This is a genomic window from Dactylosporangium sp. McL0621, from assembly GCF_049995355.1.
GTDB lineage: Bacteria > Actinomycetota > Actinomycetes > Mycobacteriales > Micromonosporaceae > Dactylosporangium.
Genome location: NZ_CP188259.1, coordinates 2,789,974 through 2,814,167, shown reverse-complemented (window position 1 = coordinate 2,814,167; position 24,194 = coordinate 2,789,974). Strand labels below are relative to the sequence as shown.

The 24,194-nt window shown below is 74.0% G+C and carries 18 protein-coding genes and 1 pseudogene; 5 read left to right on the top strand and 14 right to left on the bottom strand.

Features of this window, described 5'->3' with window-relative positions:
- Nucleotides 1-116 precede the first annotated feature (116 nt).
- The 5 genes and pseudogenes from ACPPVO_RS13190 to ACPPVO_RS13170 all read right to left on the bottom strand — a co-directional run.
- A pseudogene (locus ACPPVO_RS13190) lies at nt 117-1,829 on the bottom strand (hypothetical protein); the annotation flags it as partial.
- 187 nt (nt 1,830-2,016) lie between these two features.
- Nucleotides 2,017-3,168, bottom strand: a complete 1,152-nt coding sequence (locus ACPPVO_RS13185; RefSeq protein ID WP_426511485.1) for a VWA domain-containing protein — start codon at nt 3,166-3,168, stop codon at nt 2,017-2,019.
- Nucleotides 3,165-5,585, bottom strand: a complete 2,421-nt coding sequence (locus tag ACPPVO_RS13180) for a DUF5682 family protein (protein ID WP_426511484.1) — start codon at nt 5,583-5,585, stop codon at nt 3,165-3,167. The genes ACPPVO_RS13185 and ACPPVO_RS13180 overlap by 4 nt, the downstream gene beginning before the upstream one ends.
- A gap of 8 nt (nt 5,586-5,593) precedes the next feature.
- Nucleotides 5,594-6,667, bottom strand: a complete 1,074-nt coding sequence (locus ACPPVO_RS13175; protein WP_426514620.1) for an ATP-binding protein — start codon at nt 6,665-6,667, stop codon at nt 5,594-5,596.
- A 68-nt stretch (nt 6,668-6,735) separates the two neighbouring features.
- Nucleotides 6,736-10,377 carry a DUF4132 domain-containing protein gene (locus ACPPVO_RS13170; RefSeq protein ID WP_426511483.1) on the bottom strand — a complete coding sequence of 1,214 codons (3,642 nt, stop codon included), beginning with the start codon at nt 10,375-10,377 and terminating at the stop codon, nt 6,736-6,738.
- Between the two features lie 185 nt (nt 10,378-10,562).
- Here ACPPVO_RS13170 and ACPPVO_RS13165 point away from each other — a divergent pair, with 185 nt between their 5' ends.
- Complete coding sequence (locus tag ACPPVO_RS13165) at nt 10,563-10,928, top strand: MmcQ/YjbR family DNA-binding protein (RefSeq protein WP_426511482.1); 366 nt, start codon at nt 10,563-10,565, stop codon at nt 10,926-10,928.
- Between the two features lie 62 nt (nt 10,929-10,990).
- Here the strand turns inward: ACPPVO_RS13165 and ACPPVO_RS13160 are convergent, their stop codons facing one another.
- Entirely contained in the window at nt 10,991-11,116 is a 126-nt protein-coding gene (locus ACPPVO_RS13160; RefSeq protein WP_426511481.1) for a hypothetical protein, read from the bottom strand.
- Nucleotides 11,117-11,229: 113 nt separating this feature from the next.
- On the opposite strand from ACPPVO_RS13160, the gene ACPPVO_RS13155 reads away from it, so the two are divergent.
- Nucleotides 11,230-13,620, top strand: coding sequence for a BTAD domain-containing putative transcriptional regulator (locus ACPPVO_RS13155; protein WP_426511480.1), 2,391 nt, complete (start codon nt 11,230-11,232; stop codon nt 13,618-13,620).
- 375 nt (nt 13,621-13,995) lie between these two features.
- Here ACPPVO_RS13155 and ACPPVO_RS13150 read toward each other — a convergent pair whose 3' ends face one another.
- Nucleotides 13,996-14,307 (bottom strand): hypothetical protein, encoded by a 312-nt coding sequence (locus ACPPVO_RS13150; RefSeq protein ID WP_426511479.1) that lies wholly within the window; start codon nt 14,305-14,307, stop codon nt 13,996-13,998.
- A 29-nt stretch (nt 14,308-14,336) separates the two neighbouring features.
- Here ACPPVO_RS13150 and ACPPVO_RS13145 point away from each other — a divergent pair, with 29 nt between their 5' ends.
- The gene (locus tag ACPPVO_RS13145; protein WP_426511478.1) at nt 14,337-14,936 is read left to right on the top strand and encodes a TetR/AcrR family transcriptional regulator; all 600 of its coding nucleotides are present in this window, start codon (nt 14,337-14,339) and stop codon (nt 14,934-14,936) included.
- A gap of 72 nt (nt 14,937-15,008) precedes the next feature.
- A complete protein-coding gene (locus ACPPVO_RS13140) occupies nt 15,009-15,515 on the top strand; it encodes an RNA 2'-phosphotransferase (RefSeq protein ID WP_426511477.1) in 507 nt (168 codons plus the stop codon).
- On the opposite strand, the gene ACPPVO_RS13135 is transcribed toward ACPPVO_RS13140, so the two are convergent.
- Nucleotides 15,499-15,909, bottom strand: a complete 411-nt coding sequence (locus tag ACPPVO_RS13135) for a hypothetical protein (RefSeq protein ID WP_426511476.1) — start codon at nt 15,907-15,909, stop codon at nt 15,499-15,501. The two genes, ACPPVO_RS13140 and ACPPVO_RS13135, sit on opposite strands and share 17 nt — an antisense overlap.
- A 181-nt stretch (nt 15,910-16,090) precedes the next feature.
- Between ACPPVO_RS13135 and ACPPVO_RS13130 the strand changes: the two genes are divergently transcribed.
- Nucleotides 16,091-17,830, top strand: a complete 1,740-nt coding sequence (locus tag ACPPVO_RS13130) for a DEAD/DEAH box helicase (protein WP_426511475.1) — start codon at nt 16,091-16,093, stop codon at nt 17,828-17,830.
- A 415-nt stretch (nt 17,831-18,245) separates the two neighbouring features.
- On the opposite strand, the gene ACPPVO_RS13125 is transcribed toward ACPPVO_RS13130, so the two are convergent.
- The 6 genes from ACPPVO_RS13125 to ACPPVO_RS13100 all read right to left on the bottom strand — a co-directional run bounded on the left by ACPPVO_RS13125 (nt 18,246) and on the right by ACPPVO_RS13100 (nt 24,192).
- Nucleotides 18,246-18,461 (bottom strand): hypothetical protein, encoded by a 216-nt coding sequence (locus ACPPVO_RS13125; RefSeq protein WP_426511474.1) that lies wholly within the window; start codon nt 18,459-18,461, stop codon nt 18,246-18,248.
- 317 nt (nt 18,462-18,778) lie between these two features.
- Complete coding sequence (locus tag ACPPVO_RS13120; RefSeq protein ID WP_426511473.1) at nt 18,779-19,966, bottom strand: adenylosuccinate synthetase; 1,188 nt, start codon at nt 19,964-19,966, stop codon at nt 18,779-18,781.
- Between the two features lie 7 nt (nt 19,967-19,973).
- Entirely contained in the window at nt 19,974-20,939 is a 966-nt protein-coding gene (locus tag ACPPVO_RS13115; RefSeq protein ID WP_426511472.1) for a hypothetical protein, read from the bottom strand.
- 12 nt (nt 20,940-20,951) lie between these two features.
- A complete protein-coding gene (locus ACPPVO_RS13110) occupies nt 20,952-21,902 on the bottom strand; it encodes a serine/threonine protein kinase (RefSeq protein WP_426511471.1) in 951 nt (316 codons plus the stop codon).
- A complete protein-coding gene (locus ACPPVO_RS13105) occupies nt 21,899-22,651 on the bottom strand; it encodes an NUDIX hydrolase (RefSeq protein ID WP_426511470.1) in 753 nt (250 codons plus the stop codon). Before ACPPVO_RS13105 ends, ACPPVO_RS13110 begins: the two co-directional genes overlap by 4 nt.
- Nucleotides 22,652-22,839: 188 nt before the next feature.
- Nucleotides 22,840-24,192 carry a bifunctional 3-(3-hydroxy-phenyl)propionate/3-hydroxycinnamic acid hydroxylase gene (locus tag ACPPVO_RS13100; RefSeq protein WP_426511469.1) on the bottom strand — a complete coding sequence of 451 codons (1,353 nt, stop codon included), beginning with the start codon at nt 24,190-24,192 and terminating at the stop codon, nt 22,840-22,842.
- Nucleotides 24,193-24,194: the final 2 nt, after the last annotated feature.

Below are 24,194 nucleotides of genomic sequence, written 5' to 3'. Positions count from 1 at the left end.
TCCTTGGCACTCGTGTCCTTGGCGCTCGCGTCCTTGCCGCTCGCGCTCGCGTCCTTGGCACTCGCGTCCTTGGCACTCGTGTCCTTGGCGAGCTGTGCGGTGTCGGCGAACGCGTCGAGGCTCGCGGCGATGGCGTCCAGGCGGCCGGGGGCGGCGGCCGTGTGCGTCGCGGTCAGGGTGGCCAGGTTGCCGTGCCGATCGGCGAGCACGGCCTCGAGCCGCTGAGCCCCCGGCGCGTACGCCACGGCCCGCACCTCCGCGACCTCCAGCACCCGAACGAGCTCGGCCTCGATCCGCGGCCGGACGACCCGCGGCGGCAGCCGATCGAGCTCCACGGCGAGCGCGGCCAGATCCCGCACGAGCAGCGCCTCGGGCAGCCCGCCCCAAGCCCCGCGCGACACCGTAACGGTGGCCTTGGCGACGCGGCTCGTAGTCAGCCGTACCGCCCGGCTCGCACTACGCACCGCCGACTCCGTCACGAGAGTCCCCGCCGCGAGCCCGCCGACGCTCGACCCCGCGAGCCGCCGCCGCCCGAGCACCGCACCGCTGTCGTCCCCGTCCCAGGCCCGGCGCAGCACGAGCACGGTGGCACTGTCGGCGTGGGCGAGGTACACCTCGACAACCCGCCGCTCGTCCCCGCCCACCGCACTCCCGGCCGCCACGACCCGGCACCCGAGCCCATCGAGCCGAACCCGCCGCAGCGGCGTCTCGGCCGCCTCCTCGGTCCCGAGCACCCGAGCCCGCCCTTGCCCACCGCGCGCCGCCCGGGCCCGGGCGTGCAGCTCCCCGACGAGCTCGGCAACCCGCTCGGGCGTGTAACCACTCCCCCGCTCCCGGTACGCCTCCAGCTGCTCCGCCAGCTCCCCGACCGCATTCAACGGCCACCGCAGCCCGGCTCGCTCGAGCCGCCGCCGCACCTCGGCCACACGCCCCGAGAACCCGGCACCGAGGTGAATCGCCCCGCCGAGCAACACCTCATCGGCGAGCGAGACCCCGGCCTCCTGCTCCCCCGAACCACGCAGAGCCCCCAGCCCGCCGGCGCCGCGCCGCACCGATCCACCAGCGACCTCCCGCTGACCCGGCAGCGTCCCCCCGCCACCCGCCTCCCGCTCGTCGGGCTGCGCCCCGCCGCCGCCTGCCTCCCGCTGACCGGGCTGCGCCCCTCTGCCGCCCGCCTCCCGCTCGTCAGGCTGCGCTCCTTCGCCTCCGGACTCCTGCGGTTCGCCGACGCCGACCTGGACATCGGGCACGCCCGGCGCTTCCTCATCGGCGACCCGGAACGCCCACACCGCAAGTGCGATCACGTCGTCCCGGGCCCCGGCGACCGCGTCGGTGTGGACGAACCCGAGGTCGTCCGGCACCAGGAACCGCACGGTGGCCGACCCGAGGTCGACGCGCGCGGCGGGGTCGGCGGCGCTGGGCCGGTACACCCGCGCGTGGTACCCGGCCCGCCGAGCCCTCCGCGCCGCCGCCAGCATCCGCGCCCCGATGCGCTCGGCGAGCCGCTCGTCGTCGAACCACCCCGGCGACCAGTCCACGACCCGACCCGGTGTCTCGTCGGCCGCCGCGCCCACCTGGTACGCGAGGATCAAGCCGAGCACATGCCGGCACACGCCGACCGCCCCGCACGTACAGCTCGCCCGCTCCAGCCCTCCGGTCGGCAGCACCGGCGCGGCCCCGTCGGCAAAGGTCCCGCGGAGCGTTCCGTCCGGCTCCTCGACCACGGCCGGCGGCGCCGCGTCGACCTCCTTGGCGGCGCGCTTGACGAGCCCCCGGTTGGTGAGCGCCGCGAGCGCATCGGCCGTCAGCGCGAGCACGTCGTTTCTCATCGCCCCACCGCCGTCCCGCAGCGCCCCGGCCCGAACCCGTTCCCGCTCCTGGCCGACGCCGCGCGACACATCAGCGGGAGCTCGTCCCCGCTCATCGGCCCACCGGCCCGAACTCGTCTTCCGCTCGGCGCACCGGCCCGAACCCGTCTTCCGCTCATCGGCCCACCGGCCCGAACCCGTCTTCCGCTCATCGGCCCACGTGCTCCGCCACGAAGGCCGCCAGCTCGCCCGGGGTCATCGCGCCCACCGCGGCCCCGACGTCGGCGAGGTGCCGGCCCATATCCGGGTCGTACGCGGGCTCGGCCTGCTCGTCCAGCGCGGCCAGGCACAGCACCTTGGTGCCCTGCTCGACGAGCGCCTGCACGCCGCGCACCAGCCGCCCCGGGTCGCCGCCCTCGTAGAAGTCGCTGATGAGCGCGACGATCGTGCGGCGGGGCTGCTCGACCAGTCCCGTGGCGTACGCGACCGCGCGCCCGATGTCGGTACCGCCGCCAAGCTGCACCTTCATCAGGATCTCGACGGGATCGTCGATCTCGCCGGTCAGGTCGGCCACGTCGGTGTCGAACGTGACCAGGTGCGTCTTCACGCCGGGCAGCCCCCAGAGGCACGCCGCGGTGACGGCCGCGTGGATCACGGAGCCGGCCATCGAACCCGACTGGTCGACCAGGAGGATCAGCTGCCACCGCTCGACGTGGCGGCGGGTACGCGAGAAGAAGTATGCCTGCTCGACGTACACCTTGCGGTCCTGCGCCCGATAGTGCCCCAGGTTGGCCCGCAGTGTCCGCCGCACATCAAAGTCGCGCGCCAGCCGGAACCGGCTCGGGGTACGCGACCGCGCCCCCGTGAACGCCCGCCGCACCTCGGTCGCGAGCCGGTCCATGAGCTGCTTGACGACCGCCTCGACGATCCGCCGCGCCTGGTGCAGGACCTCGGGGTTCATGAGATGTTTGGTGCGCAGCACGGCCCGCAGCAGCGTCTCGTTCGGCTCGATCCGCGCCAGCACCGCGGGGTCGGTCACCACGTCATGGATCTGGTACCGCTCCACCGCATCCCGCTCGAGCCGCTCGATGGTCTCCTTGGGGAACAGCTTCGTGATCTGATCGAGCCAGTCGACGGTCGTGATGATGGACGGCCCGTCCCCGCCGTGCCGCCCGGTCCGCCTGACCCCGCGCCGCTGCAGCTCCTCGTCCCGCCCGTACAGCCAATCCAGCGCCGCGTCCTGCCCGACCCCGCCGGCATTGAGCACCGCACCGCCGAGCGCCCCGTCGGCGGCCTCCCCGAGCACGAGCCGCCACCGCTGCAGCCCCGGGTCGACACCGCTGTCCGAGTCCGTAGTCATGACACCAGCCCCTGACGCGCCAACGCGGCATCCACCCGCTCCTCCAGCGCGGCCGCCCGCGCCAGTACGCCCGCATCGACCGCGGGCGCCCGCAGCAGGGCCCGCCCCGACCCCGCGACCCCGCGCCGGGCCAATACATGCTCGGCGATCGTCTCCCGCTCCCGCGGCGGGAAGTACGCGAACGCCTGCCGCAACGCCGGCAACGCGATCAGGAAGTCCTCGGCCCCGAACCCGCACACGAGCTCGTCGAGCAGGTCCAGCACCCCCTGTGCGTGCAGCACCTCCTCCCGCGCCACCGCGAACAGCCCCGCCAGCCAGTCCCCGAGCGCGACCGGCCCGCCCGCGCCCCGGACCGCCCGCACCGGATCGCCCTGCGCCCCGAGCGCCCAGCCGAACCCGAACGCCCCTCCGCGCAGGTCGGGCGGCCCGTCCCGCCCGGCCGCGACCCGCCCCATCGTCGCCAGCGCCGCGTCCCGATCGAGCCCGAGCTCGGCCCCGGCGTGCCGCGCCGTGTCCCGCAGCGCGACGACCGCCCCGATCCGCCCCGGGTCGGCGGGCGCAGCGGCCCCCCGCGCCCCTTCGGCCAGCCAGAGCACCCGGTCGTGCGCCGCGGCGATGACCACCCCGAGCGCCGCGGACCCGGCGGTGCCGAGCAGCCGATCATGCCGCCACAGCGCCAGCAGTACCCCGAGCAGGCGCCCCACCTCCCCCAGATCCTGCGCCGCGGCGATCCCGCGCCCGAGATCGCGCAACACCTGCTCCGACAGCCGGGTCGTGCCGCACAGCGCCGCGTCGAACAACGCCTCGGCGGGCAGCCCCACGCGACCGCCCGCCCCCGCGATGCGCTCGGCGATCATCGCGGCCGCGGCCGCCTCGAGCGTCGCCCCGTACGCCCCCGCCTCGATCAACGCCGGCAGCCGATGCTCGTGCTCGCTGACCGTCCACTGCTCGTCGAGCACCGGGTCGATCCCCGTCGCCGGCCCGTGCCGCCGCGCAAACCCCGGGATCGCCAGCACCCGCAGCCGATGCAGCATCCGGCTGCGCCGCAGCCCGTCGGGGTTCGTCAGGCTCAGGGCGACCGCCCCACCCGCGGCCAGCCCCTCCCGCTCGATCTCGGCCGCCACGTCGTGCACGAGCGGCGGCAACGGCGTCGCCTTGTGCAGCCGCCCGACCCGGTCCCCGCTGAGCGCCGCGACCATCTCGACGACGACCGGATGCGTACCGGGCCGCAGCCTCCCCCGCGTCGCCCACGGCAGCGGCTCGTCGAGCGCGTCCTGCACGAGCGCGGCGGCGAGCCCGTCGAGAATGTCGGTCCGCCCGGGGTGCCGGTGCCCGCGTACCGCCGCGAGCCCGGCCGCGGACGCCCGCGCCGCGATGAGATCCGCGGTCGAGGCCCGTTGCCGCCGCGCCCGCAACCGCCCGACGACCGCCTCGACCAGCCCCTCCGCGGCCCGTTCCGGCCCCGAGTCCCACAACCGCTGGTAGTACTCCGGCGACGGCATCCCCGACTGGTACCCGTCGAAAGCGTCGAGCCGCCGAAACGAATACGGCACCAGGTAACTCCCGCCGACGGCCCCTTCCGGCAACACCGGCGCGACCGGCCACGCGTCGCCACCGTCGCGCTCGGCCCCTGCAGGCGGCAACCCGTCGCCGTCGTCCTCAGCCCCTCCTGAAAGCAAGCCGCCACACTCGGCCCCTCCCGGCGCCAAGCCCACGCCCCCGCCGCGCTCCTCGCGATCCGCTCCGCGCCCGTCCGCCGCCTCGCGGCCCTCACCCGCGAGCCGAACCAGCGCCGGCCGGTGGAACCCGCCCGTGACCACGACCACGGGCCGTTCCCCGGCCTCGCGCACCGCCGCCCGCACCCACCGCGCCATGTACTCCTCGCGCGCCCGATCCCCCTCGCTCGCCTCCGACTCCCCGCGCAGCAGATCGAAGTACGCCGTCAGACGCGCCTCGATCCCGCTCCCGTCCCCCGTGGGCTCGATCTCGAAGAGGTGGTCCCACAGCGAGTCCACGTTGTCGACCGAGAACGTCTCGCACAGCCGGTCGATCGCCTCGGCGTAGCGGTCGTCGGCGTCGGAGTACCGGTTCTCGCGCCCGGCCAGCGCCTCGTGCCACGCGGGGAGGTCGATGAAGCGCACCTCGGCCCCGGCGGCGTGACCCTCCCGCAGCGCGACCCACTCCGGCGAGTACTCGCAGAACGGCGCCCACGACCCGGCGTGCCGGTGCTCGTCGCGGTAGCTGCTGAACACCGCGATGGGCAGGTCATGCCCGAGCAGCAGCTCGCCGATGCGGTCGTTCATGTCCGCCGGCCCCTCGACGAGCACGTACGCGGGCCGCAGAGCGGCGATCGTCTCGCCGACCAGTCGGGCACAGGCGGGGCTGTGGTGCCGCACCCCGATGAACGTCGCCGGCATCGCGCACCTCAGCCCGGCAGCTGGTGCCGTGCGGCGTGCAGGGCCCGCCACTGTTCGCCGCCGCGCCAGGTGACCTGCTGCTCCAGGTACCGCCGCAGCTTCGCCAGATCCTCCGGGCTGTCCTTGGCCGCGGTCCCGGCGAGGCAGGCCACGAGGTCGGCCGCGGTGCCCGGCTCGCCGCGCAGGAACCACCCGCGCAGCCCGACCGCGTGCGCGACGGCCACCGCCTCGGCCGTGCTCATCACCGCCGTGAGCCGGTCCATCGAGTCGCCGCGCGCCGTGCGCCCGGTCCGCAGCTCACGGAACGTCGTCACCAGTACCTCGAGCACGTCCTGCCGCGGCGGCGCCGTCACCCCCGAGCGGCGCAGGAGCGCCCCGGCCTCGGCCTCGACGAGGGCGAGCTCGGTCTGCAGGTCCGCGATCGGGAACACGGTCTCGAAGTTGAACCGCCGTTTCAGCGCGGCGCTCATCTCGTTGACGCCGCGGTCGCGGGTGTTGGCCGTGGCGATCACGTTGAACCCGTCGCGCGCGAACACCATCGCGTCCGGCCCGGTCAGCTCCGGGACGGCCAGCACCCGGTCCGACAGCGGCGACAGCAGACTGTCCTGTACCTCCAGCGGACAGCGCGTGATCTCCTCGAACCGCACCGTCCGCCCCTCCGCCATGCCGCGCAGCAGCGGCGCCCGCACCAGCGAACGGGTCGACGGCCCCTCGGCGACGAGCAGCGCATAGTTCCAGGAGTACTTGATCTGGTCCTCGGTCGTCGCCGCCCCACCCTGGATCGTCAGCGTCGACACCCCGCTGACGGCCGCCGCGAGCAGCTCGGACAGCAGCGACTTGGCGGTGCCCGGCTCCCCGACGAGCATCAGGCCCCGGCTCGTGGCCAGCGACACCAGCGCCCGGTCGATGAGCGACGGGTCGCCGACGAACTTCCGGCTGATCCCCGCGGCCGCGTCCCCGACGATGAACCGCCGCGCCGCGGTGAGGCTGAGCACCCACCCCGGCGGCCGCGGCCCTCGATCGGTCTCGGCCAGGAGCCGCAGCTCGTCGGCGAACCGAACCTCGGCCGGCGGCCGCTGCACCGACTCCAACTCCGCGTCAAGCCCTTCCACCGCAACGATTTCCGGCCCCGCCGGGCCGCCCGCGGCGGTCACTGGGTCACCTCGCGCAGGTCCCGCAGGATCTCCGACGCCGTCACCGGGTCGAGCGTGGCGAACGGCAGGCCGCGCCGCCGGTCCCAGCTGGAGCTGCCCGCGGGCAGGATGAACGCGGTCCCGAGCGTCTGGTTCTCGAACTCGGTCACGAGGCCGACGACGATCCCGGGGTCGAGGTCGAGCATCAGCGTCGCCCCGCCGGGCAGGTCGCGCTCCATGGCCGGCTGCATTCCCGCGTCCTGCGGCGCCGCCCGCCGCCACCCGCGCCGCTCCAGGCCGAGCACCTTGGTGGTGGGGACCTTCACCCCGGCGTACCGGTGCAGCTCCGTCGCCGGCCGCTCCCCCTCCGTCAGCGTCTGGATGTCGCGGGCGAGCTGCTCGAAGGGCTGCAGGATCTCGTAGTCGGCGAACACCCCGGCCCATCCGGCGAGGTCGTCGCCGAGCTCCAGCGGGTGCGCAACGCCGATCACGGCCCCGTCGGGGATCGCGGCGGGCTCGTCGTCGACGCCGGCCAGCGTGCGGTCCTCGGCGACGCGAAGACTGACCAGCATTGCCCCGCCGACCGCCACCACCCCGTCACCGCCCTTGGCCGATCCCGACGTCGAAGGCGTGGCACCAGCAACCGGGGCGCCGTGCGCGGCCGGGACAGCGCCGGCGGCCGGCGCGGCTGAGACGACGCCGGCGGCCGGGACGCCCGGCGCGGCCGAGGCGGTGCCAGGAGCCTGCGCGGCTGAGACCACGCCAGCGGCCGGGACGCCCGGTGCGGCCGGGGCGGTGCCAGGAGCCTGCGCGGCTGAGACCACGCCAGCGGCCGGGACGCCCGGCGGGGCTGAGGCGGCGCCAGCGGCCGGGGCGGCGTACGCGGCCCACACCAGGCGTCGCGCCACGTGCCACACCAGCGGGTGCTCGACGATGAACCGCCGGAACTCCTCCGGCGTCCAGCGCCGCCGCCACACCATGGCCCGTTCGAGGCGGCGGATCTGGTCGGCGGCGACGGTCCGCACGTCCTTCTTGAGCGCGGCGAACCGGGCCGCGGCCGCCGGGGCGAGCTGCGGGTCGTCCTTCGCGCCGGGCTTGGGCAGGTCCTTGCGGCTTTTGCCGTCCTCCTCCGCGACGTACGGCTTGAGCTGCTCGTCGAAGCCCACCACGAACCGCCGCGGCCCGTAGTCGAGCACGAGGGTGCCGTCGGGCTCGAGGCCGAAGTCGGGCACCAGCCGGTCGGCGAGCTGCTCGGGCGAGAGGCCGAGGGCGTCGGCCACGTCGGCGATCTTCTCCTGCGCCCGCTCCTTCAGCCCGCGGAACTTCACCTTCTCCGCGATGCCGTGCAGGTGCATGAGCGCCACGTCGGTGCCGATCTCGGCGAGCACGTCGAGCGCGGCGACCGCCCGCTGGTGGCCGCCCTCGCCGGGCCAGGCGCGGATCAGGGGCGCCAGCCGCCGCACGGTCTCGTCGTCGCCGAGGAACCCGAGCGCGTCGAGCGCCCACGACTCCTTCGACGGGAACCCGGCGAGCTGCCAGCGCTGGAACAGCGACCAGGCGAACTCGGCCAGCGACCCGGCGGTGCACGTCTCGGTGACGACTGCCAGCCCCGCATACGGCTCGCCGATCCGCGACATCGCCAGGATCGTCAGCACCGAACCGGCCGCCGCGGCGGGCAGGCTCCCCGAACCGTCGGCCAGCTCGATCGGGGCCAGCAGCGCGGCATCGGCCCAGTCGGGCACCGCGGGCAGCTTGGCCGGCAGCAGCTGGACCGGGTCGGTGTCCAGCAGCGCCGCGATCCCGTCGGCGGCCGCGCGCCCGTACCCCTCGGCCGCGGCCCGGATCGCGTCGGCGTGGCCCTCGCCCGCGAGGAAGTACAGCGCCCGCTCCGCATATCGCCGGGCCGCGCCCGCCTTGCCCAGCGCCGCCGGGACCAGCTCGCGGGCCGCGGCCGCCGGATGCCGCCGCAGCCAGGCCGCCGCCGTGGACCGCACCGACTTGAGCCGCCCGAACCACTCGGCCATCAGCGGCCCGACCGGCGGCCCGGTGAACGGCTGCAGGACGGGGGCGACGGCCGTCGCGGACGAGGCTCCGGCGAGCGCCACCGGGAACACCGCGAGCCCGTAGCGCGCGACCAGGCCCCGCAGCCAGTGCTCGGCGTTCCAGAAGTCCCTTGGCCGCCAATGCTCCAGCAGTGGTACCGCCAGTGCCTCCGGCGCCGCCTGGAAGAACCCGACCTCGTCGTAGGGCCGGGCCCGTCCGGCGCGGATCTCCTCCGCGAGCCGCTCGAAGTCGCGCCGGCCGTGCGACCGGTACCCCTGCCCGGCCCTCAGCCACACCTCCTGCTCGCCCTCGGCCCATTCCAGCCGCACCGGGTCGGTGCACTGCAGGCCCGCGACGACGATCGGCTTGCGGGGCTTGCCGCCGGCGGTCCACGGCGGCGCGGCCAGCAGCGGTGGTACCGCCTCCGCCGGGGCCTCCCGCACCGCGTCCAGCCGCGCGGTGATCGCGGTGATCCGGCGGGCCGCGGCCTCGGGCAGCGTCGCGGCGACCTCGTCGGCCTCGGCCCGGTGCCGCACGACCTGCGTGCGCAGGAGCTCGCCGAGCACGACGCCGCGGGAGCCGGACCCGGACGCCGTGGCGAGCAGGCGGACGGCCCGGCGCGGAAAGCGGTCGGCGGCCTCGCCCAGAGCGAGGGATCCGGCCTTCGAATCGGACCGTTCGAGCAGCGCGAGAAAAGCCTCGTCCGACGGTACCGCCGCAATCAATGTCAGCAGCAGGCGCACTCCATCGCCCCAGGCCGCGTTGGACGACAGCAGCTCCAGGTAGACCGGCAGCCCGTCCGCGCCGAGGCCTTCCGCGAGGGTGTAGAGGTACTCCGGCGATCCCACGAGATGGTTACGCGTGTAGCCCATGCTGAACAGCGGCCGCAGCCGGTCGGATTCGGTGATGCAGGAGGTGAGCATCAGCTCGAGCCACTCCTGCCCCTGCCGCCCCGCGAAGGCGCCCACGTCCCGGTTGACCCATGCGTCCTCGGTCGGGGCGAGGAAGGTGGCGACAACGGCCTGGTGCGGGGCGAGATCGCCGGCTCGGAGCCGGGCGAGCGCGGCCACCGCCGCCGCGTACTCCTCCTCGGACGCCGCGGCCGTTGCGGTCCGGAGCCGGTGCAGCAGCAGGCTCACACCGTCGGCGTTGAGGTGCTGCGGTGGCCGGTCCCGGCTGTGCCGTGTGATGGGCGCCGGCCCGGCGTCCTGCCCGCGCAGGTCCTCGCGCTCGCTGATGAAGCGCAGGTCGACCAGCTCGACGGCGGCGCTGACCGCGAACGCGAGCCCGCGGCTGCGGACCCATTCGTCGGCGATGGCCCGGCTGGTCTTGGCATCGGTCTTCTTCGGCGGCCCGACGGCGAACACGGCCACGGCGGCGGCGCCGAGCGGGGTGCTGTCCGGTTCTCCGGCGAGGTGGGCGAGCCCGGCCGCCGAGATGTCGCCGGGGGTCTTGTCGTGGGTGAGGGCACGGCGGATGCGGGCCGGCGCCTCGGTTTCGCGCGCGACGATGGCGGCGGCGCCCGGATCGGGCTCGTAGGGCACGGGCAGCCCGCCGCGGCGCGGCAGCAGGTGTCTGCGCCACTCGGCTGGTGTGTTGAACCGGTCCTCGCTCATCGCCTGTCGTCCCCTCGTGATCGGTCCCGACGAGCGACACCATAGCCACCCCCACCGACATTTTTTCGCGGCAGGGCCCGCTAGCTGCGGCGATGCGGATCCGGCCGGCGAGGGTCGACAAAGTCGCCAAATGGGGAAAATCGGATCCCAGGAAAAGTGTCGTACCGTCCTGTTACACCAGAGTCATGGGATTGCGGACCGTACGCGGGGTGAGCGTCGACGAGGCGCTACGGATGGTTCTCATGCTGCCCGAGGTCGACCAGCGCCTGCACGGCAACCACATCGGTTTCCGGGTGCGGGACAAGGCTTTCGCGTACCTGTGCGCGGACGACTTGACCATGCTCGTGAAGGCGACGCGGGAGGAGCAGGCGGCGCTGGTGGAGGACGACCCGCGGGCGTACAAGAAGGCACGCGCGTCCGGGCGGATCGGGTGGGTCCAGGTGCGGTTGCGCAAGGCCCACGAGGATGAGCTCGGCGACCTCATCACGGAAGCGTGGCGGATCACGGCGCCGCGGCTCATCGTGGCGCGCGCCGACATACCGCTCTGCTGAACCCGTGAACCGAATCAGGCCCTCGATCCGATGAGTAGCTGAACGGGCGAGACGGAGGCGGTTCAGGTGGCGGCGGAGATGATGGTGGTGATCAGGCCCGCGGCGAGGGCGGTGGCCAGGACAGCGGCCAGGGCGATGCGCCAGGTGAGGCGGATGGCCGGGGCGGCGTGGGTGGCGGTGTGCTTCATCCGCCAAGGAAAGCAGGGCGACCTGACGCCCGGCTGTGGTGAACCTGAAGTGCTCCGGCGGGAGCGCTCAGATCCCCGGCCCGGCTGCCGAATGCGGCGGCGTGGACGTTCGGGTGCTCGGCACGATCGAGATCATCGACCCCGCGGATGCGACCGGGCGGCGGCTGATCGGGGCGGACCTTCCCCGTCGGGCGCGGCAGGTGCTGGGGGTGCTCGCGGCCCGGCACGATCGGGTGCAGTCCAAGGACGCGCTCGCCGACGCGGTGTGGGGCGAGGCGCTGCCGGGCAACCATGCCGCGGCGCTGGAGCACTACGTGTCGGTGCTGCGGCGGGCGCCGCAGCCGAGGGTGCCGACGTCGCGTTCGTTCATCGTGACGCGAGCGGGCGGCTACGTGTTCGCGACCGACCGGGCGCGGCTCGACCTCGCGGAGCTGCGGGTGGCGGCGCGGGTGGCGGAGGCCGAGCCGGACCGGACCGACGTGCGCGAGGAGATCGTTCGGCTCGCGCGGGACCTGCCGTTCACCGAGGACGAGTACGCGGACTGGGCAGCGCCGGCCCGGGCCGAGGTCAAGGCGGCGCTCGTCGGGGCGCTGCTCGACCTGGCCGAGCGGGCCGTCGATGGCGATCCGGGGCGGGCGTTGCGGCTGGGGCGGCAGGCGCTGGAGCTCGAGCCGTACGCCGAGCGCGGGTACCGCGTCGTGATGCGCGCGGTCGCGGGGCTCGGGCGGAAGGACGAAGTGCTGCGGTGGTACGAGCGGTGCGTTCGTGCGCTCACCGACGAGCTCGGGATCGCGCCGGCGGGGGCGACCACGGCGCTGCGGGATGCGCTCGTCGTCACCCTCGAGGGCGGGCCGCCGGCGTTTGATCGGCGGCGCGGGGATCGGCGCAGGGCTTCGCGCGACGGTGCGGTTGGTTCCGCGGCGGGGCCGGGATTTGGGAGGGAGTCGGGGTCGGGATCTCGGCCGGGGCTGGAGTTCGCGGCTGGGGCGGTGCCGGGACCGGTGGCGCATAAGGCGGTGCCGGGGCTTGAGTTCGCGGTGCCGGCGGCATCTTCATCGTCGGAGGTCGGCGGTGCGTCGGGGCTCGGTGCGTCGGGGCTCGGTGTGGCGGCAGAGCCGGATGTGGTGGCAGAGCCGGATGTGGTGGCAGAGCTCGGTGCGGTGGCAGAGCTCGGTGCGGTGTCAGGGCTCGGTGCGGTGTCAGGGCCGGATGCGGTGTCGGTGCCGGATGCGGTGTCGGGGCCCGGTGGGGTGGCAGAGCTCGGTGGGGTGGCAGAGCTCGGTGGGGTGGCAGTGCCGGCTGTGGTGGCAGAACCCGATGTGGTGTCGAAGCCCGGCGCGGTGGCAGGGCGCGGTGCGCTGGCAGGGCGCGGTGCGCTGGCAGAGCCCGATGTGGTGTCAAGGGCCGGCGCGGTAGCAGAGACCGGTGCGGTGGCACAGTTCGGTTCGGCGTCGGAGCCTAAGGCGGTGGGGGCTGCGGGGGTCGAATGGGCTTCGGGGGTTTTATCGGAGGCGGGGCGGGCGAACCTGGCGGTGGTCAGGGACGTGGAAGAGGGCATGGGTACCGTTGCCGCGCTGGCTGCCGTGGGGCGGACTGGGCGCGATCGAGACAGTGTCGTTGCCGGGCGGGGCGGGTTTGTCGGGCGGGGCGCTGAGCTCGAGGCGCTTGCCGCCGGGGCCGATGTTGTGCACGTTGCCGGGCCCGCCGGGGCTGGGAAGTCGGCTCTGCTTGGGCGGTTGCGGGAGCTGTACCCCGATGTCGTGGGGCTGGGGCGTGGGCCCGGGCCGGGTGGGGCGCTGCGGCTCGGGTGGTTGCGGACCGTGCTGCATCAGCTCGGGGGGCCGGCCGATGCGGTGCTCGATGCGGCCATGGCGGAGCGGCGGCATCTTTCGCCCGGTGAGCTTGACGGGATTGCCGCTCGGCTGCCCCGCGGGAAGCTTCGCGCTGTTGTTGCGATCGACGACGCCGAGCACCTCGATGCCGACTCCGTCGCGGAGTTGCGGTGGTTGCAGGAGTGGGGGGTGCGGGTCGTGGTGTCGTACCGGTACCCCTCGGCGATTGTCGAGCGGCCGCTCGGGGCGCTGGATGCCGATCTCGTGCTCCGGCTTGCGCCGTTGACGGAGCGGGATCTCGAGGCCGGGGTGCTCGCGGCCAGTGGTGGGATTCCGGGGCTGGTCGCGGCGGCGCGGGAGCTCGGGCCGGGGCTCGGGGGCGAGGTGGCCATGCATCTGGCTCGGCAGCGTACGCGGTGGATGCCGCCCGCGGCTTGGGAGATTCTGCGGCTCACGGCGGCGCTCGGGTCGTTGCGGGTCGAGCAGGTCGCCGCGGCGGGTGGGATCGAGCTTGATGACGTGCTCGGGGCCGTTGACCAGCTGGTGCATGCGCATCTGCTGGTCGAGGGGCCCGGGGGGCATGTGCGGCATCGCAGTGGGCTGGTTCGGGACGCCGTTGCGGCTCAGGTGTCCGCCGCTCGGGGGCAGCATCTGCGGGCCCGTCTGGCCTGAGGCCGGTGGGAAAGGCGCAGCGGGCGCGGGCGAGGACCAGCCCGCGCGGCAGGCGTGGGAGAACACGGGAGAGGGTCAGCCCGCGGCAAGGCGTGGAAGAACGCAGGAGAGGGTCAGCCCGCGGCAAGGCGTGGAAGAACGCAGGAGAGGGTCAGCCCGCGCGGCAAGGCGCGGGAGAACGCAGGAGAGGGTCAGCCCGCGCGGCAAGGCGCGGGAGAACGCGGGAGAGGGTCAGCCCGCGCGGCAAGGCGCGGGAGAACGCGGGAGAGGGTCAGCCCGCGCGGCAAGGCGCGGGAGAACGCGGGAGAGGGTCAGCCGCGCGGCAAGGCGTGGGAGAAACGCGGCGGGACGAGGCGGCCACCGCGGCGGAGGGCTTCAGCCTTTCAGGGCGGTCCGCTTGCCCCACGGGTTCGGGTCGTTCCACGTGCGCGTGTGGATCAGGGCGACCACCAGCACGCCCGCCGCCGCTGACAGCCAGCCGGCCAGGGGGTTGGACGGTACGTCGGCGAAGTACCACGCCGTGCCCGAGATGACGAAGGCGAAGACCCCTACCGCGACGCTCACCGCCGGGCGGTCCGGCAACGGCGACGGGTTGCGGCCCACACCGAGGCTGCCCTGCACGTAGTACGGCAGGCCGTTGCCCGCGAAGAAGCCCGCTACCAGCGCCAGCAGGATCGTGATGAACATGAGGGGCCTCCGGACGTACAATCGGATTCGTGACTCCGATTGAAGAATACGGAGCGGGCACTCCGGAAGTCAACCGGCCGCTGCGCGCCGATGCGCGGCGGAACCGGGCGCGGGTGCTCGCGGCGGCGGAGGCCGTGTTCGCGGCCGAAGGGGTCGGGGCCTCCACCGAGGCGGTTGCGCGGCGGGCGGGCGTCGGCATCGGTACCGTGTTCCGGCACTTCCCCACCAAGGAGGCGCTGCTCGAGGCGGTGCTCGTCGAGCGGATGCGCGCGCTGGTCGAGCACGCGCGGCGGGCCGCCGAGGACGAGGACGCCGGTACCGCGCTGTTCGGGTTTCTGGAGCACGTGGTGGAGCAGAGCGCCACGAAGAACGCGTTCGCCGATGCGCTGTCCGGGGCCGGGGTGGATGTGACCGAGGTTGTCGGTGACGTACGCGGGGAGCTGCTCGGCGCCGTCGGTGCGCTCGTGACCAGGGCGCGCGACGCCGGGGCGCTGCGCGGGGACGTCGGGGCCGCCGAGGTGGTCGCGGTGCTGGTCGGGGCCTCGCATGCGGCCATGTGGGCGCCGGACGAGCGGACGCGGGCCACGGCGGTCAGGGTCATCCTGGACGGGCTGCGGAAAATGCCGTGACCCGGACGAGGGGCGCGACGCACAATCAGGGCCGTTATGGAATATCAGCAGTTAGTCAAGATCAGTAAGCGGATGTCGAAGGCACTCCGCCACGAGCCCGCGCGCGTCGGGCTCACGCTCGACCCCGCCGGGTGGGTGCCGGTGACCGACTTCCTCGCCGCCATGAAGATCGACCGGGCCACGCTCGACGAGGTCGTCGGCGGCAACGACAAGCAGCGCTTCGCGGTGGCCGTGGGCGAGGACGGCGTCGAACGCATCCGCGCCAACCAGGGGCACTCGGTGCCCGTCGAGCTGGGGCTGGCCGAGGCGGAGCCACCGGAAGTGCTGTTCCACGGTACCGCTGCCGCCGCACTTTCCTCGATCCAGGCGACCGGACTCAACCGGGGCGGCCGGCACCACGTGCATCTGTCGCCGGACACCGCGACCGCGCGCCGGGTCGGGGCCCGCCGCGGGGGCGCCATCGTGATCCTCACCGTGCTCGCGGGCGAGATGGCCCGGGCCGGGCACGTGTTCTACCGGTCGGACAACGGTGTGTGGCTTTCGGACGCGGTGCCGCCGGAGTTCATCCGGACCGGGTGAGCAGCCGCTGCAGCAGCGCCGCCAGCGGCATCGACTCGCCGTCGCGCGCCCCCTCGCCCACGATGAGGCGCGGCGGCTGCGGGCGGGGGTCGGCCCCGGTGAGCAGCGCCATGGCCGACGACGGGACGAGCAGCGAGTAGTACTCCCCGGTCTCGGAGATCGCGATGGTGCGGGCCGGATTGAGGTACCAACCCCGCAGCGTCGTTCGGTAGGACCGTCCGCCGTAGGAGCGTGCGCGCAGCGGCTCGGCCGGCGGGCCCGCCTCCCGCACGGCGGTCACGAAGTCGGCGATCAGGGCCCTGGCCTGCACGGCCTCGGCCTCGCGGCGGCGCTCGAGCTCGGCCCCGTGATGGGCCACCGCCCGTGCGCGCTGCTCCGCCCAGTCCTCGGTCACGCCCTCACCTCCGCGGCCGCACAGCGCTCACGCGGCAAACTGCACCTATTGTGAGCGGACCCTCCGCTTCGCTACGGACCGCTCACGTGAAACCTTATCCGGTCGCAGATCACACACGGCGACCGCGCCAGACGGGCGTCCCGAGGCGTTTGGGATGCTAGAGGAGCCTGCAATGCCCTGAGTGAGGAGCACCCCCGTGACCGCGAGCACCGACGATGAGGACGTGACCGGTTTCGGCGAACTGGGGCTGCGTGACGAGCTGCTCAAGGCGCTGGCCGGCCTGGGGTACGAGGAACCGACCCCGATCCAGCGCGAGGCGATCCCGCCGATGCTCGCCGGGCGGGACCTGCTCGGGCAGGCCGCGACCGGCACCGGCAAGACCGCCGCGTTCGCGCTGCCGCTGCTGCAGCGCCTGCCCGCGCCCGGGGGCGACAACCCGTCGGCGCTGGTGCTCGTGCCCACCCGCGAGCTCGCGGTCCAGGTGTCGGAGGCGATCCACCGGTACGGCCGGGATCTGGGCGTCCGCGTCCTGCCCATCTACGGCGGGCAGCCGATCGGCCGCCAGCTGCGCTCGCTCGAGTTCGGCGTCGACGTCGTGGTCGCGACCCCGGGCCGGGCGCTGGACCACATCGGCCGCGGCACGCTGCGCCTGCACGACCTGCTGGTCGTGGTGCTCGACGAGGCCGACGAGATGCTCGACATGGGCTTCGCCGAGGACATCGAGGCGATCCTGGCCGAGACGCCCGAGGACCGGCAGACCGTGCTGTTCTCGGCGACGATGCCGCCCCGGATCGAGGGGCTGGCCGCGAGCCACCTCACCGACCCGCTGCGCATCCAGATCGGCCGCGAGCCGACCCCGGCGGGTGAGGCGCCGCTCGTGCGCCAGGTCGCTTATGTGGTACCGCGGGCGCACAAGTCAGCCGCCCTCGGACGGGTGCTGGACGTCGAGGCGCCCGGGGCGGCGCTCGTCTTCTGCCGCACCCGCGACGAGGTCGACCAGTTGACGGAGACGCTCAACGGCCGCGGGTACCGGGCGGAGGCCCTGCACGGCGGCATGGGCCAGGAGCAGCGCGACCGGGTGATGGCCCGGCTGCGCAACGGCACCGCCGACCTGCTCGTCGCCACCGACGTCGCCGCCCGCGGCCTGGACGTCGAGCACCTCACGCACGTGGTGAACTACGACGTGCCGTCGGCGCCGGAGTCGTACGTGCACCGCATCGGCCGCGTCGGGCGCGCCGGCCGCGAGGGCGTCGCCATCACCCTCGCAGAGCCGCGCGAGCACCGCATGCTCAAGACCATCGAGCGCGTCACCAAGCAGCGCATCACCATCGAGAAGGTGCCCTCGGTCGCCGACCTGCGCGCCCGCCGCATGGAGCTGACCCGCGCGGCCCTGCACGAGAGCCTCATCGCCGACGACGGCCTCGAGCGCTTCCGGGTGATCGTCGAGTCGCTCGGCGAGGAGTTCGACCCGATGGAGATCGCGCTGGCCGCGATCAAGCTCGCCCACGAGTCGTCGGCCGTCGGGGAGAACGACGAGGAAGAGATCCCGGACGTCACGCTGCGGCAGCCCCGCGAGCGCGACGACCGCCCGGCGCCCAACCGGCGCGTCAGCGTCCGCGACGCCGACGGGCGGGCCCGGGGCCGCGAGACCGGGGGGCGGCGCGCTCCCACCGGCGGCATGACGCGGCTGTTCGTGGGCGCGGGGCGCGCGGCGGGGATCCGGCCTCAGGACCTGGTGGGGGCGATCACCGGCGAGTCGAGCCTGAGTGGCCGGGACATCGGCGCTATTGAGATCGCGGATCGGTTCGCGCTGGTCGAGGTCCCGGACGGGGCCGTGGACGAGGTGATCGACACGCTGCGGCGTACCACACTGAAGGGCCGCCGCCCGGTGGTCCGGCGGGAGCGTCACCGGCCGTCCTGATCCTGGTTACGCTGCGTCCACTGCGGCCAAGGTCAGTTAGGTCGGGGGTGTTACCGTTTGGGATATCGGAACGCCCACGACGGCCTCGGGCTGTCATCGCCAGTGCGTTCGATCCCTTCAGTGATTTGCGGTCGCTCATGTGCTCGTTAGTTCGCCCGGACGCGCGGTGAGCGGCGGCTTGTCGTTCGATCGCGCAGCGAGCGGCGGTGCTTCGGCGACGCGGTGAGCAGCGACTCGTCGTTGGCGCAGGACGCGCGGTGCGGAGGCTCGTCGGTTCAGCCCGGCGAGGTTCAGCACCGCGAGGTTCAGCTCAGCGGCGCGGTGCGTCATTCGCTCGGCCGCGCATTGCCGCGGCGGCTCGTCCACCCGGTGGGCGGCGGCTCGTCGTTCGCTCGGCTGCGCGGTGAACGGCGGCTCAGAGGTCCAATGCGAGCTGTGAGCCGTCCGCCAGGTTGAGCGTCAGGTCGGCCGTCAGCTCCGGCGCCGCGAACGTCACGGTCTCGTCGGCTGTGGCGCCCGGGCGCAGGTCGACCGCGGCCGGGGCGCTGCGCCGGGCGAGGGGCCGCCCGTCCGCGAGCACCTCGAAGCCGTCCAGGCGCTGGACCACGCGGCCGGTGTTGGTGAACCGCACGGTGACGTCCAGCTGGTTGCGCCCGAGAAGGTCGACGCTGGTGACGATGGCGTGCGCCGCGGGCGAAGCAACCCCGGAAGCAGCAGATGAAGAAGAAGACGACGAGGAAGACGAAGAGCCCGACGCCGCTTGAGGGTGACATGGGGGCCATGAGGCCGAACGCGCCCCCGACCGCGAGGCCCGCCGCGGCCGTCAGGGTCAGCGTCCGGATCACGTCGCGTGCCATGCCCATCGCCGCCCCCGATTCGATCACTGTGTGTAGGGACAGCCTGCCACGTGCGGCTGTGGTTCGGGTTTGGTGCGACTGAGTTGCCGGTTCAGGACGTCAGCCGGCCGGATGGTTTCTTGGCCTCGGCCGTCGGGCCCCAGGACTCCAGCACCACCTCCGTCCCGAGCTCCGCCTCGACCGCCCCCACCCAGTCGCTGACCTGCGAATACTCGGGCTCCACGGCGCCCAGGGCCCGCGTCATCGCCGCCTGGCGGGTCAGGTCGCCCGGCGGGCCGGCGCGCAGCGGGCTGGAGCCCCGGTAGCGGTGGCACATCTGGTCGACGTCCAGATCCAGGTGGGTCAGGACCAGGCCGTCCACGCCGCCGGCGACGTTCAGGGCGTACCGGTGTAACTCAGCGTCGAAGTGGCCCACCCTGAAGGCGCCCTGCCAGGCGTTCGCCGGGTTGTTAGGGTCGGAAATGTCGGAAAAAGGGAGCTCCGTCGGCAGCGGGCCCGCGCCGTGGCGCGTGGTCACCGTCCTCAGCACTCCCAGGCGCGTGACCGGTTCGTCCGGATTTATCAGACATAGGGCGTTCGCGAACGTCGTCGTGCTCCACGTCGTGTACGGGTGGAAACCGTGCCACTCGTCAAGCAGTACGCCCTGGGCGCCCTCGAAGACGCACGGGCCCGACGCCACGAAGGCGTCCACCAGGCGCACCGTCGCCGCGAAGCCCGTGAAAGCCTCCACGCACGCTGCGACCGGCGGGCCGTCCACGCCCAGGCGGGCGCGCAGCTGGGCCAGCTTGCGGCTGAGCGTCGGCACGTCCAGGCAGTCGCCGGCGCGCAGGGCGTCGTCGGGGTACTCCAGCGCGTACGCCATCGTCTCGCCCACGCCCATGCCGCACGAGCCGTGCCGGTCCGCGCCCCGGGCGAGCTCCTTGGCCTGGTTGGCCAGGCGGTGGTACGGCGTCGCCAGCAGCGCCGCGCGGTCGACGGTCAGCCGCGCCCAGATGTCGGTGGCGCCCAGGGCGATCAGGTGCGCCGCCTCGGTGACCAGCGCCAGCGGGTCGACGACCATGAAGCGCGAGAGGTGCGTGCGGACCCCGGGCCGCAGCGAGCCGGACCCGAACTGGGCGAACGTGTGCTTGCGCCCGTCGGCGAGCACGACCGTGTGCGCCGCCTGCGCGCCGCCGTTGAACCGCACGACGGTGTCGATGTCGCGGGTGGCGCACAGGTAGTCCACGGTCGTGCCCTTGCCGCAGTCGCCGAACCCGAGGTCCACGACGATGTAGTGCATCGCGGTGTTACAGCCGCTCGACGCTGACCGGGGCGGCGAGGTCCGCCGGCGCCGAGCCGTGCGCGAGCGGGGCACGGCCGCTGCCGATGCGGGCCAGGGCCTTGCCGACCGTGTTCGCCGCGCCGGAGCCGACCTCGTCCAGGTCCGCGAGGCCCTCGTCGAGGTCGATGCTGTCCTCGCCCAGACCGATGGTCAGCGCGATGGTCTCGCAGACCGCGTCGAGGTCGTCGAGCGCGATGACGTTCTGGCCGAGCAGCTTGCGCCAGAAGTCGAGGATCGCGGTGTTGCCCGCGTAGGAGGAGCCCGCCGGCAGGATGTAGTAGGTGTCGTACTTGCGCCGGACCTCCTCGACGATGGCGCGCAGGGTGATGGCCTCGCCGAGCTCGTCGCCGATGAACCGGCGCACCTCGTTCGGCTTGACCTTCGCGTACGCCTCCTCGTCGCCGATGATGAAGAGGTACCCGCGGCGGTTGCGCTTGTCCAGGCAGTCGAGCGATGTGTGGCGGGCCATGAAGTACATCGCGAGCTCGTACGACTCCGTCATCTGCCCGCCCCCGCCGCCCTCGAGCACGAAGCGGCCGAGGTCCTCGTCGAGGCGGTTGTCCGACTCGAACTGGCCCACCTGCAGCGGCACCCGGTCGCAGGTGGCGTCGCCGATGGCACCGAAGAGGATCTGCGGGTCGGTCACGTAGCCCTTGCGCAGCAGGAGGCCGAGCAGCTGCGGGAGCTTCTGCTGCAGCACCCGCGGCACCGAGCCCATGGAGCCGGTGACGTCGAAGAGGACGGCGATCGCGACCGACTCGGGGTGCTCGTCGGAGTCGCGGCTCTCCCGGGCCTTGATGCCCTTCGGGTCGAGCGCCGTGTGTGCGGTACGGGCGCCGGAGTCGCTGTAGGCGAACGCGCTCGCGCCCGTGGCCCGTCGGTAGCGGTCGGCGGCGTCGTAGACGTCGGTCGACCAGGTTCCGCTTCCCATCTCAATCCCCAATCACAGAACGAACGGACGGAACTTGCGCGGGCCGTACAACCGGTGCAGCAGCTCGTCGAACTCGCCGAGCAGGCTCCAGGCGTCGTCGGGGCGCCGGCGGGGCGAGGGGAGCCGGCAGCCGTCGGCGAACCGGCGCAGCGCCTTCGGGGCGCGGTCGCCCATGAGGCCGCTCATGAGACCGGCGGCCATGTGGATGTCGGTGTAGGCACCCGGGGTACCCCGGGAAAGCACTTCCGGCGGATAGTCGTCGCGGTGCCCGGGCACGAGCGCGGCGATGGGTTCGTCGGGCTGGGAGACGCTGTAGCACCAGTCGACGAGCACCACGCCGTGCTCGTCGGGTTCGATGAGCACGTGCTGCGCGACGATCGCGCCGTGCACGACGCCCGCCCGGTGCGCCAGGCCGAGCGCGACGAGCAGGCGCCGCCACATCCAGGCGGCGTCGCGAGGGTCCACGCCGTGAGGCCTTTTCGCGTGTACCTCCTGAAGACTGTGCAGCCGCGACGCCGACATGGCGATGACGTTGGCGCGCCGCGTGCGGCCCGCCTCGTCGCGGTGCCGAAAGGAGTCCACGAGCCGGGGCACGTACGGCAGGTACCGCGGGTCGCCGTGCTCGGCCATCCGGCGCAGGGCCGCCGCCTCGCGGGCCATGAGGTCGTTGCAGGACGGGTCGCGGACGAGCTTCAGGTGGCCCTCGGGGACGCGGTACAGGTTGGCCAGGTCGCCGCGGTGGTCCAGGACGTCCGTGGCGTAGGTGCCCCGGGCCGTGCGGATCGCGCCCCGGTTGCGCCACAGCTCGGACAGGCGCGCGAACGCCTTGGTGCCCCTCGGCCCCGCGGCGTCGGGGTGGACCAGCTTGGCCAGGGTGCGGTACCGCCGGTGCGCGTCCCCGCCCCCGAAGAGCTCCTCGGCCGTGGCCCGCTCGATCAGGGCGATGGCGTCGTCGGTGTTCACCGCACCGCCTCCTCCCGGCTCGGCATCAGCAGCGCGGGGTGCAGGAGCTGGGCGTCGCCGGCGCGGTACAGCTTGGCGCGGGGCCCCCCTCGAGCCCCGCCCCGTTCCGTCGTGGCCCCGGTGCCCTCCACGAACCCCGGCACCGACAGCACCTTGCGGTGGAAGTTGCCGGCGTGCAGCGGCTCGCCCCACACGGTCTCGTACACCGCCCGCAGCTCGGCGATCGTGAACTCCTCGCCGACGAACCGGGTCGCGAGCGGCGAGTACTCGAGCTTCGAGCGCGCCCTTTCGAGGCCGTCGGCGAGGACCGTGGCGTGGTCGAAGGCGAGCGCCTCGGGCCGTTCGTCCATCGCGATCCAGGCCGCGTCGCGCGCGTCGCTGCCCGACACCGGGTCGGGCAGGTGCGGGGCGAACGCGAGGTACGCCACCGAGAACACCCGCATCCGCGGGTCCCGGTCGGGCGCGCCGTAGGTGCCGAGCTGCTCGAGGTGCAGCCGCCGGTGCGCGGTGGCGACCCCGGTCTCCTCGGCCAGCTCCCGGGCCGCGGCGGTGGGCAGGTCCTCCCACTCCCCCACGAACCCGCCGGGCAGCGCCCACATGTCCTTCATGGGCGGGCAGGCGCGGCGCACGAGCAGCACGTGCAGGCGCCCGTCGCGGATCGTGAACGCCACGACGTCGACGGTGACCGCCACGGGCGGGTACCGCCGCGGGTCGTAGCCGGCGAGGAACTCGGCCTCTTCGTTCGCCACGTTGCCAGTCCTTCTCAGATTGAGTCTTACTCCAACTGAGAAGAACCATAAGGCCGCCCGTGCCGATCGCGCAACGCCGATTTCTGTCGCCCCCGCGACTGTCTTGCCGCGGCCCGCCACAATGGACGCTGGAGCTCCAGCTCGTCCGCGGCGCGGAGGAGCTGGGGCCGGGGGTCACCGTCAGGCGGCTACCGGACTGAGTGCACGACCCGGTCCGGGCGCAGGAGCACGGCCCGGCCGCGCATCCAGCGGCGCAACGCGCCCGACGGGTCCAGCTCGTCGGTGACGTGGACCAGGCGGTGACCGTCCGCAGCCGGGGGCGCGCCCGTGTACAGCAGCGCCCAGCCGTCGCCCAGGGCCTCGTCCGGCACCGCCGGGGCCAGGGTTCCCGCCCGCCTCCCGCGGCCCACCCCGCGCAGCGGCGGCGAGGTCGAGCGCAGCGCCAGGCCCTTCATGCCGGGCAGGCGCCAGACCGAGCCCAGCAGCAGCCGGCGCACGGCCGCGGCGCGGTCCTGGCCGCCCGTCATGGCCCAGCCGGCCACGATGGCCAGGCGGATCTGGGCGCGGACGTGCGGCGCCCGCTCGCGCTCGTAGGAGTCGAGCAGGTCCGGTGCGCCGCCCGGTGTCGTCAGGTCGGCGGCGAGCTTCCAGGCCAGGTTGTACGCGTCGCGCAGGCCCGCGCCCAGGCCCTGGCCGATGAACGGCGGGGTCTGGTGGGCCGCGTCACCGAGCAGGAAGACGCGGCCGGAGTGCCAGGACGAGGCGATGTTCGCGCGGAAGGTGTACTCGGCCCGGCGCACGATGCGCACCGGGACCGCGCCGAGCCAGGGGGCCAGGAGCGGGTCCAGGTCGAGGTCGGACTCGCCGTCGAGGAGGCGGAACTCCCAGCGGTACCGGCGCGGGCCCAGCTGCATGAACGTCGCCGCGCGGCGCGGGTCGCACACCTGGTGCACGCCGCCCCAGGCGCCCAGGTCCTGCTCGCAGACGCCGTCGACGACCAGCCAGCGCTCGGCGAACCTCAGGTCCACCAGGTGGGCGCCGATCAGGTCGCGCACGGTGCTGTTGGCGCCGTCGCAGCCGAGCACGGCCGCGGCGGGGACCGCGAAGACCTCGGAGCCGAGCCGGTAGGAGACGGTGGGGAAGTCGACCGCGAACACGGTGGCGCCGCCGATGAGCTCGATCAGGGGGTCCGCGGCCGTCCGGGCCCGCAGGAGGCGTTCGAGGTCGGGCTGGTCGAACATGTTCGCCTGCGGGTAGCCGTGCGGGCCGCCGCCCGGGGCGCGGTCGAACGAGGCCATCACGCGGTGCCGGGCGTCGAGCAGGCGCAGGCCCAGGCCGGGCCGGCTGATCTGCAGGAACTCCTCGGCCACGCCGGCCGCCTGCAGGATGCGCACGACCTCGTCGTCGACGTGCACGGCCCGCGGCAGCGGGTAGGGCTCGGCGTAGCGGTCGAGCACCAGGGACGCGACACCCCGCCGGGCCAGCAGGATGGCGGCGGTGAGCCCGACCGGGCCCGCGCCGACGATGACCACCCGATCCATCC

Excerpts from the sequence above, each read along its gene's own strand:
- ACPPVO_RS13185 (WP_426511485.1), bottom strand. The coding sequence starts at position 3,168 with ATGACTACGGACTCGGACAGCGGTGTCGACCCGGGGCTGCAGCGGTGG.
- ACPPVO_RS13180 (WP_426511484.1), bottom strand. The coding sequence starts at position 5,585 with ATGCCGGCGACGTTCATCGGGGTGCGGCACCACAGCCCCGCCTGTGCC.
- ACPPVO_RS13170 (WP_426511483.1), bottom strand. The coding sequence starts at position 10,377 with ATGAGCGAGGACCGGTTCAACACACCAGCCGAGTGGCGCAGACACCTG.
- ACPPVO_RS13165 (WP_426511482.1), top strand. The coding sequence starts at position 10,563 with ATGGGATTGCGGACCGTACGCGGGGTGAGCGTCGACGAGGCGCTACGG.
- ACPPVO_RS13160 (WP_426511481.1), bottom strand. The coding sequence starts at position 11,116 with ATGAAGCACACCGCCACCCACGCCGCCCCGGCCATCCGCCTCACCTGG.
- ACPPVO_RS13150 (WP_426511479.1), bottom strand. The coding sequence starts at position 14,307 with ATGTTCATCACGATCCTGCTGGCGCTGGTAGCGGGCTTCTTCGCGGGC.
- ACPPVO_RS13140 (WP_426511477.1), top strand. The coding sequence starts at position 15,009 with ATGTCGAAGGCACTCCGCCACGAGCCCGCGCGCGTCGGGCTCACGCTC.
- ACPPVO_RS13120 (WP_426511473.1), bottom strand. The coding sequence starts at position 19,966 with ATGCACTACATCGTCGTGGACCTCGGGTTCGGCGACTGCGGCAAGGGC.
- ACPPVO_RS13115 (WP_426511472.1), bottom strand. The coding sequence starts at position 20,939 with ATGGGAAGCGGAACCTGGTCGACCGACGTCTACGACGCCGCCGACCGC.
- ACPPVO_RS13100 (WP_426511469.1), bottom strand. The coding sequence starts at position 24,192 with ATGGATCGGGTGGTCATCGTCGGCGCGGGCCCGGTCGGGCTCACCGCC.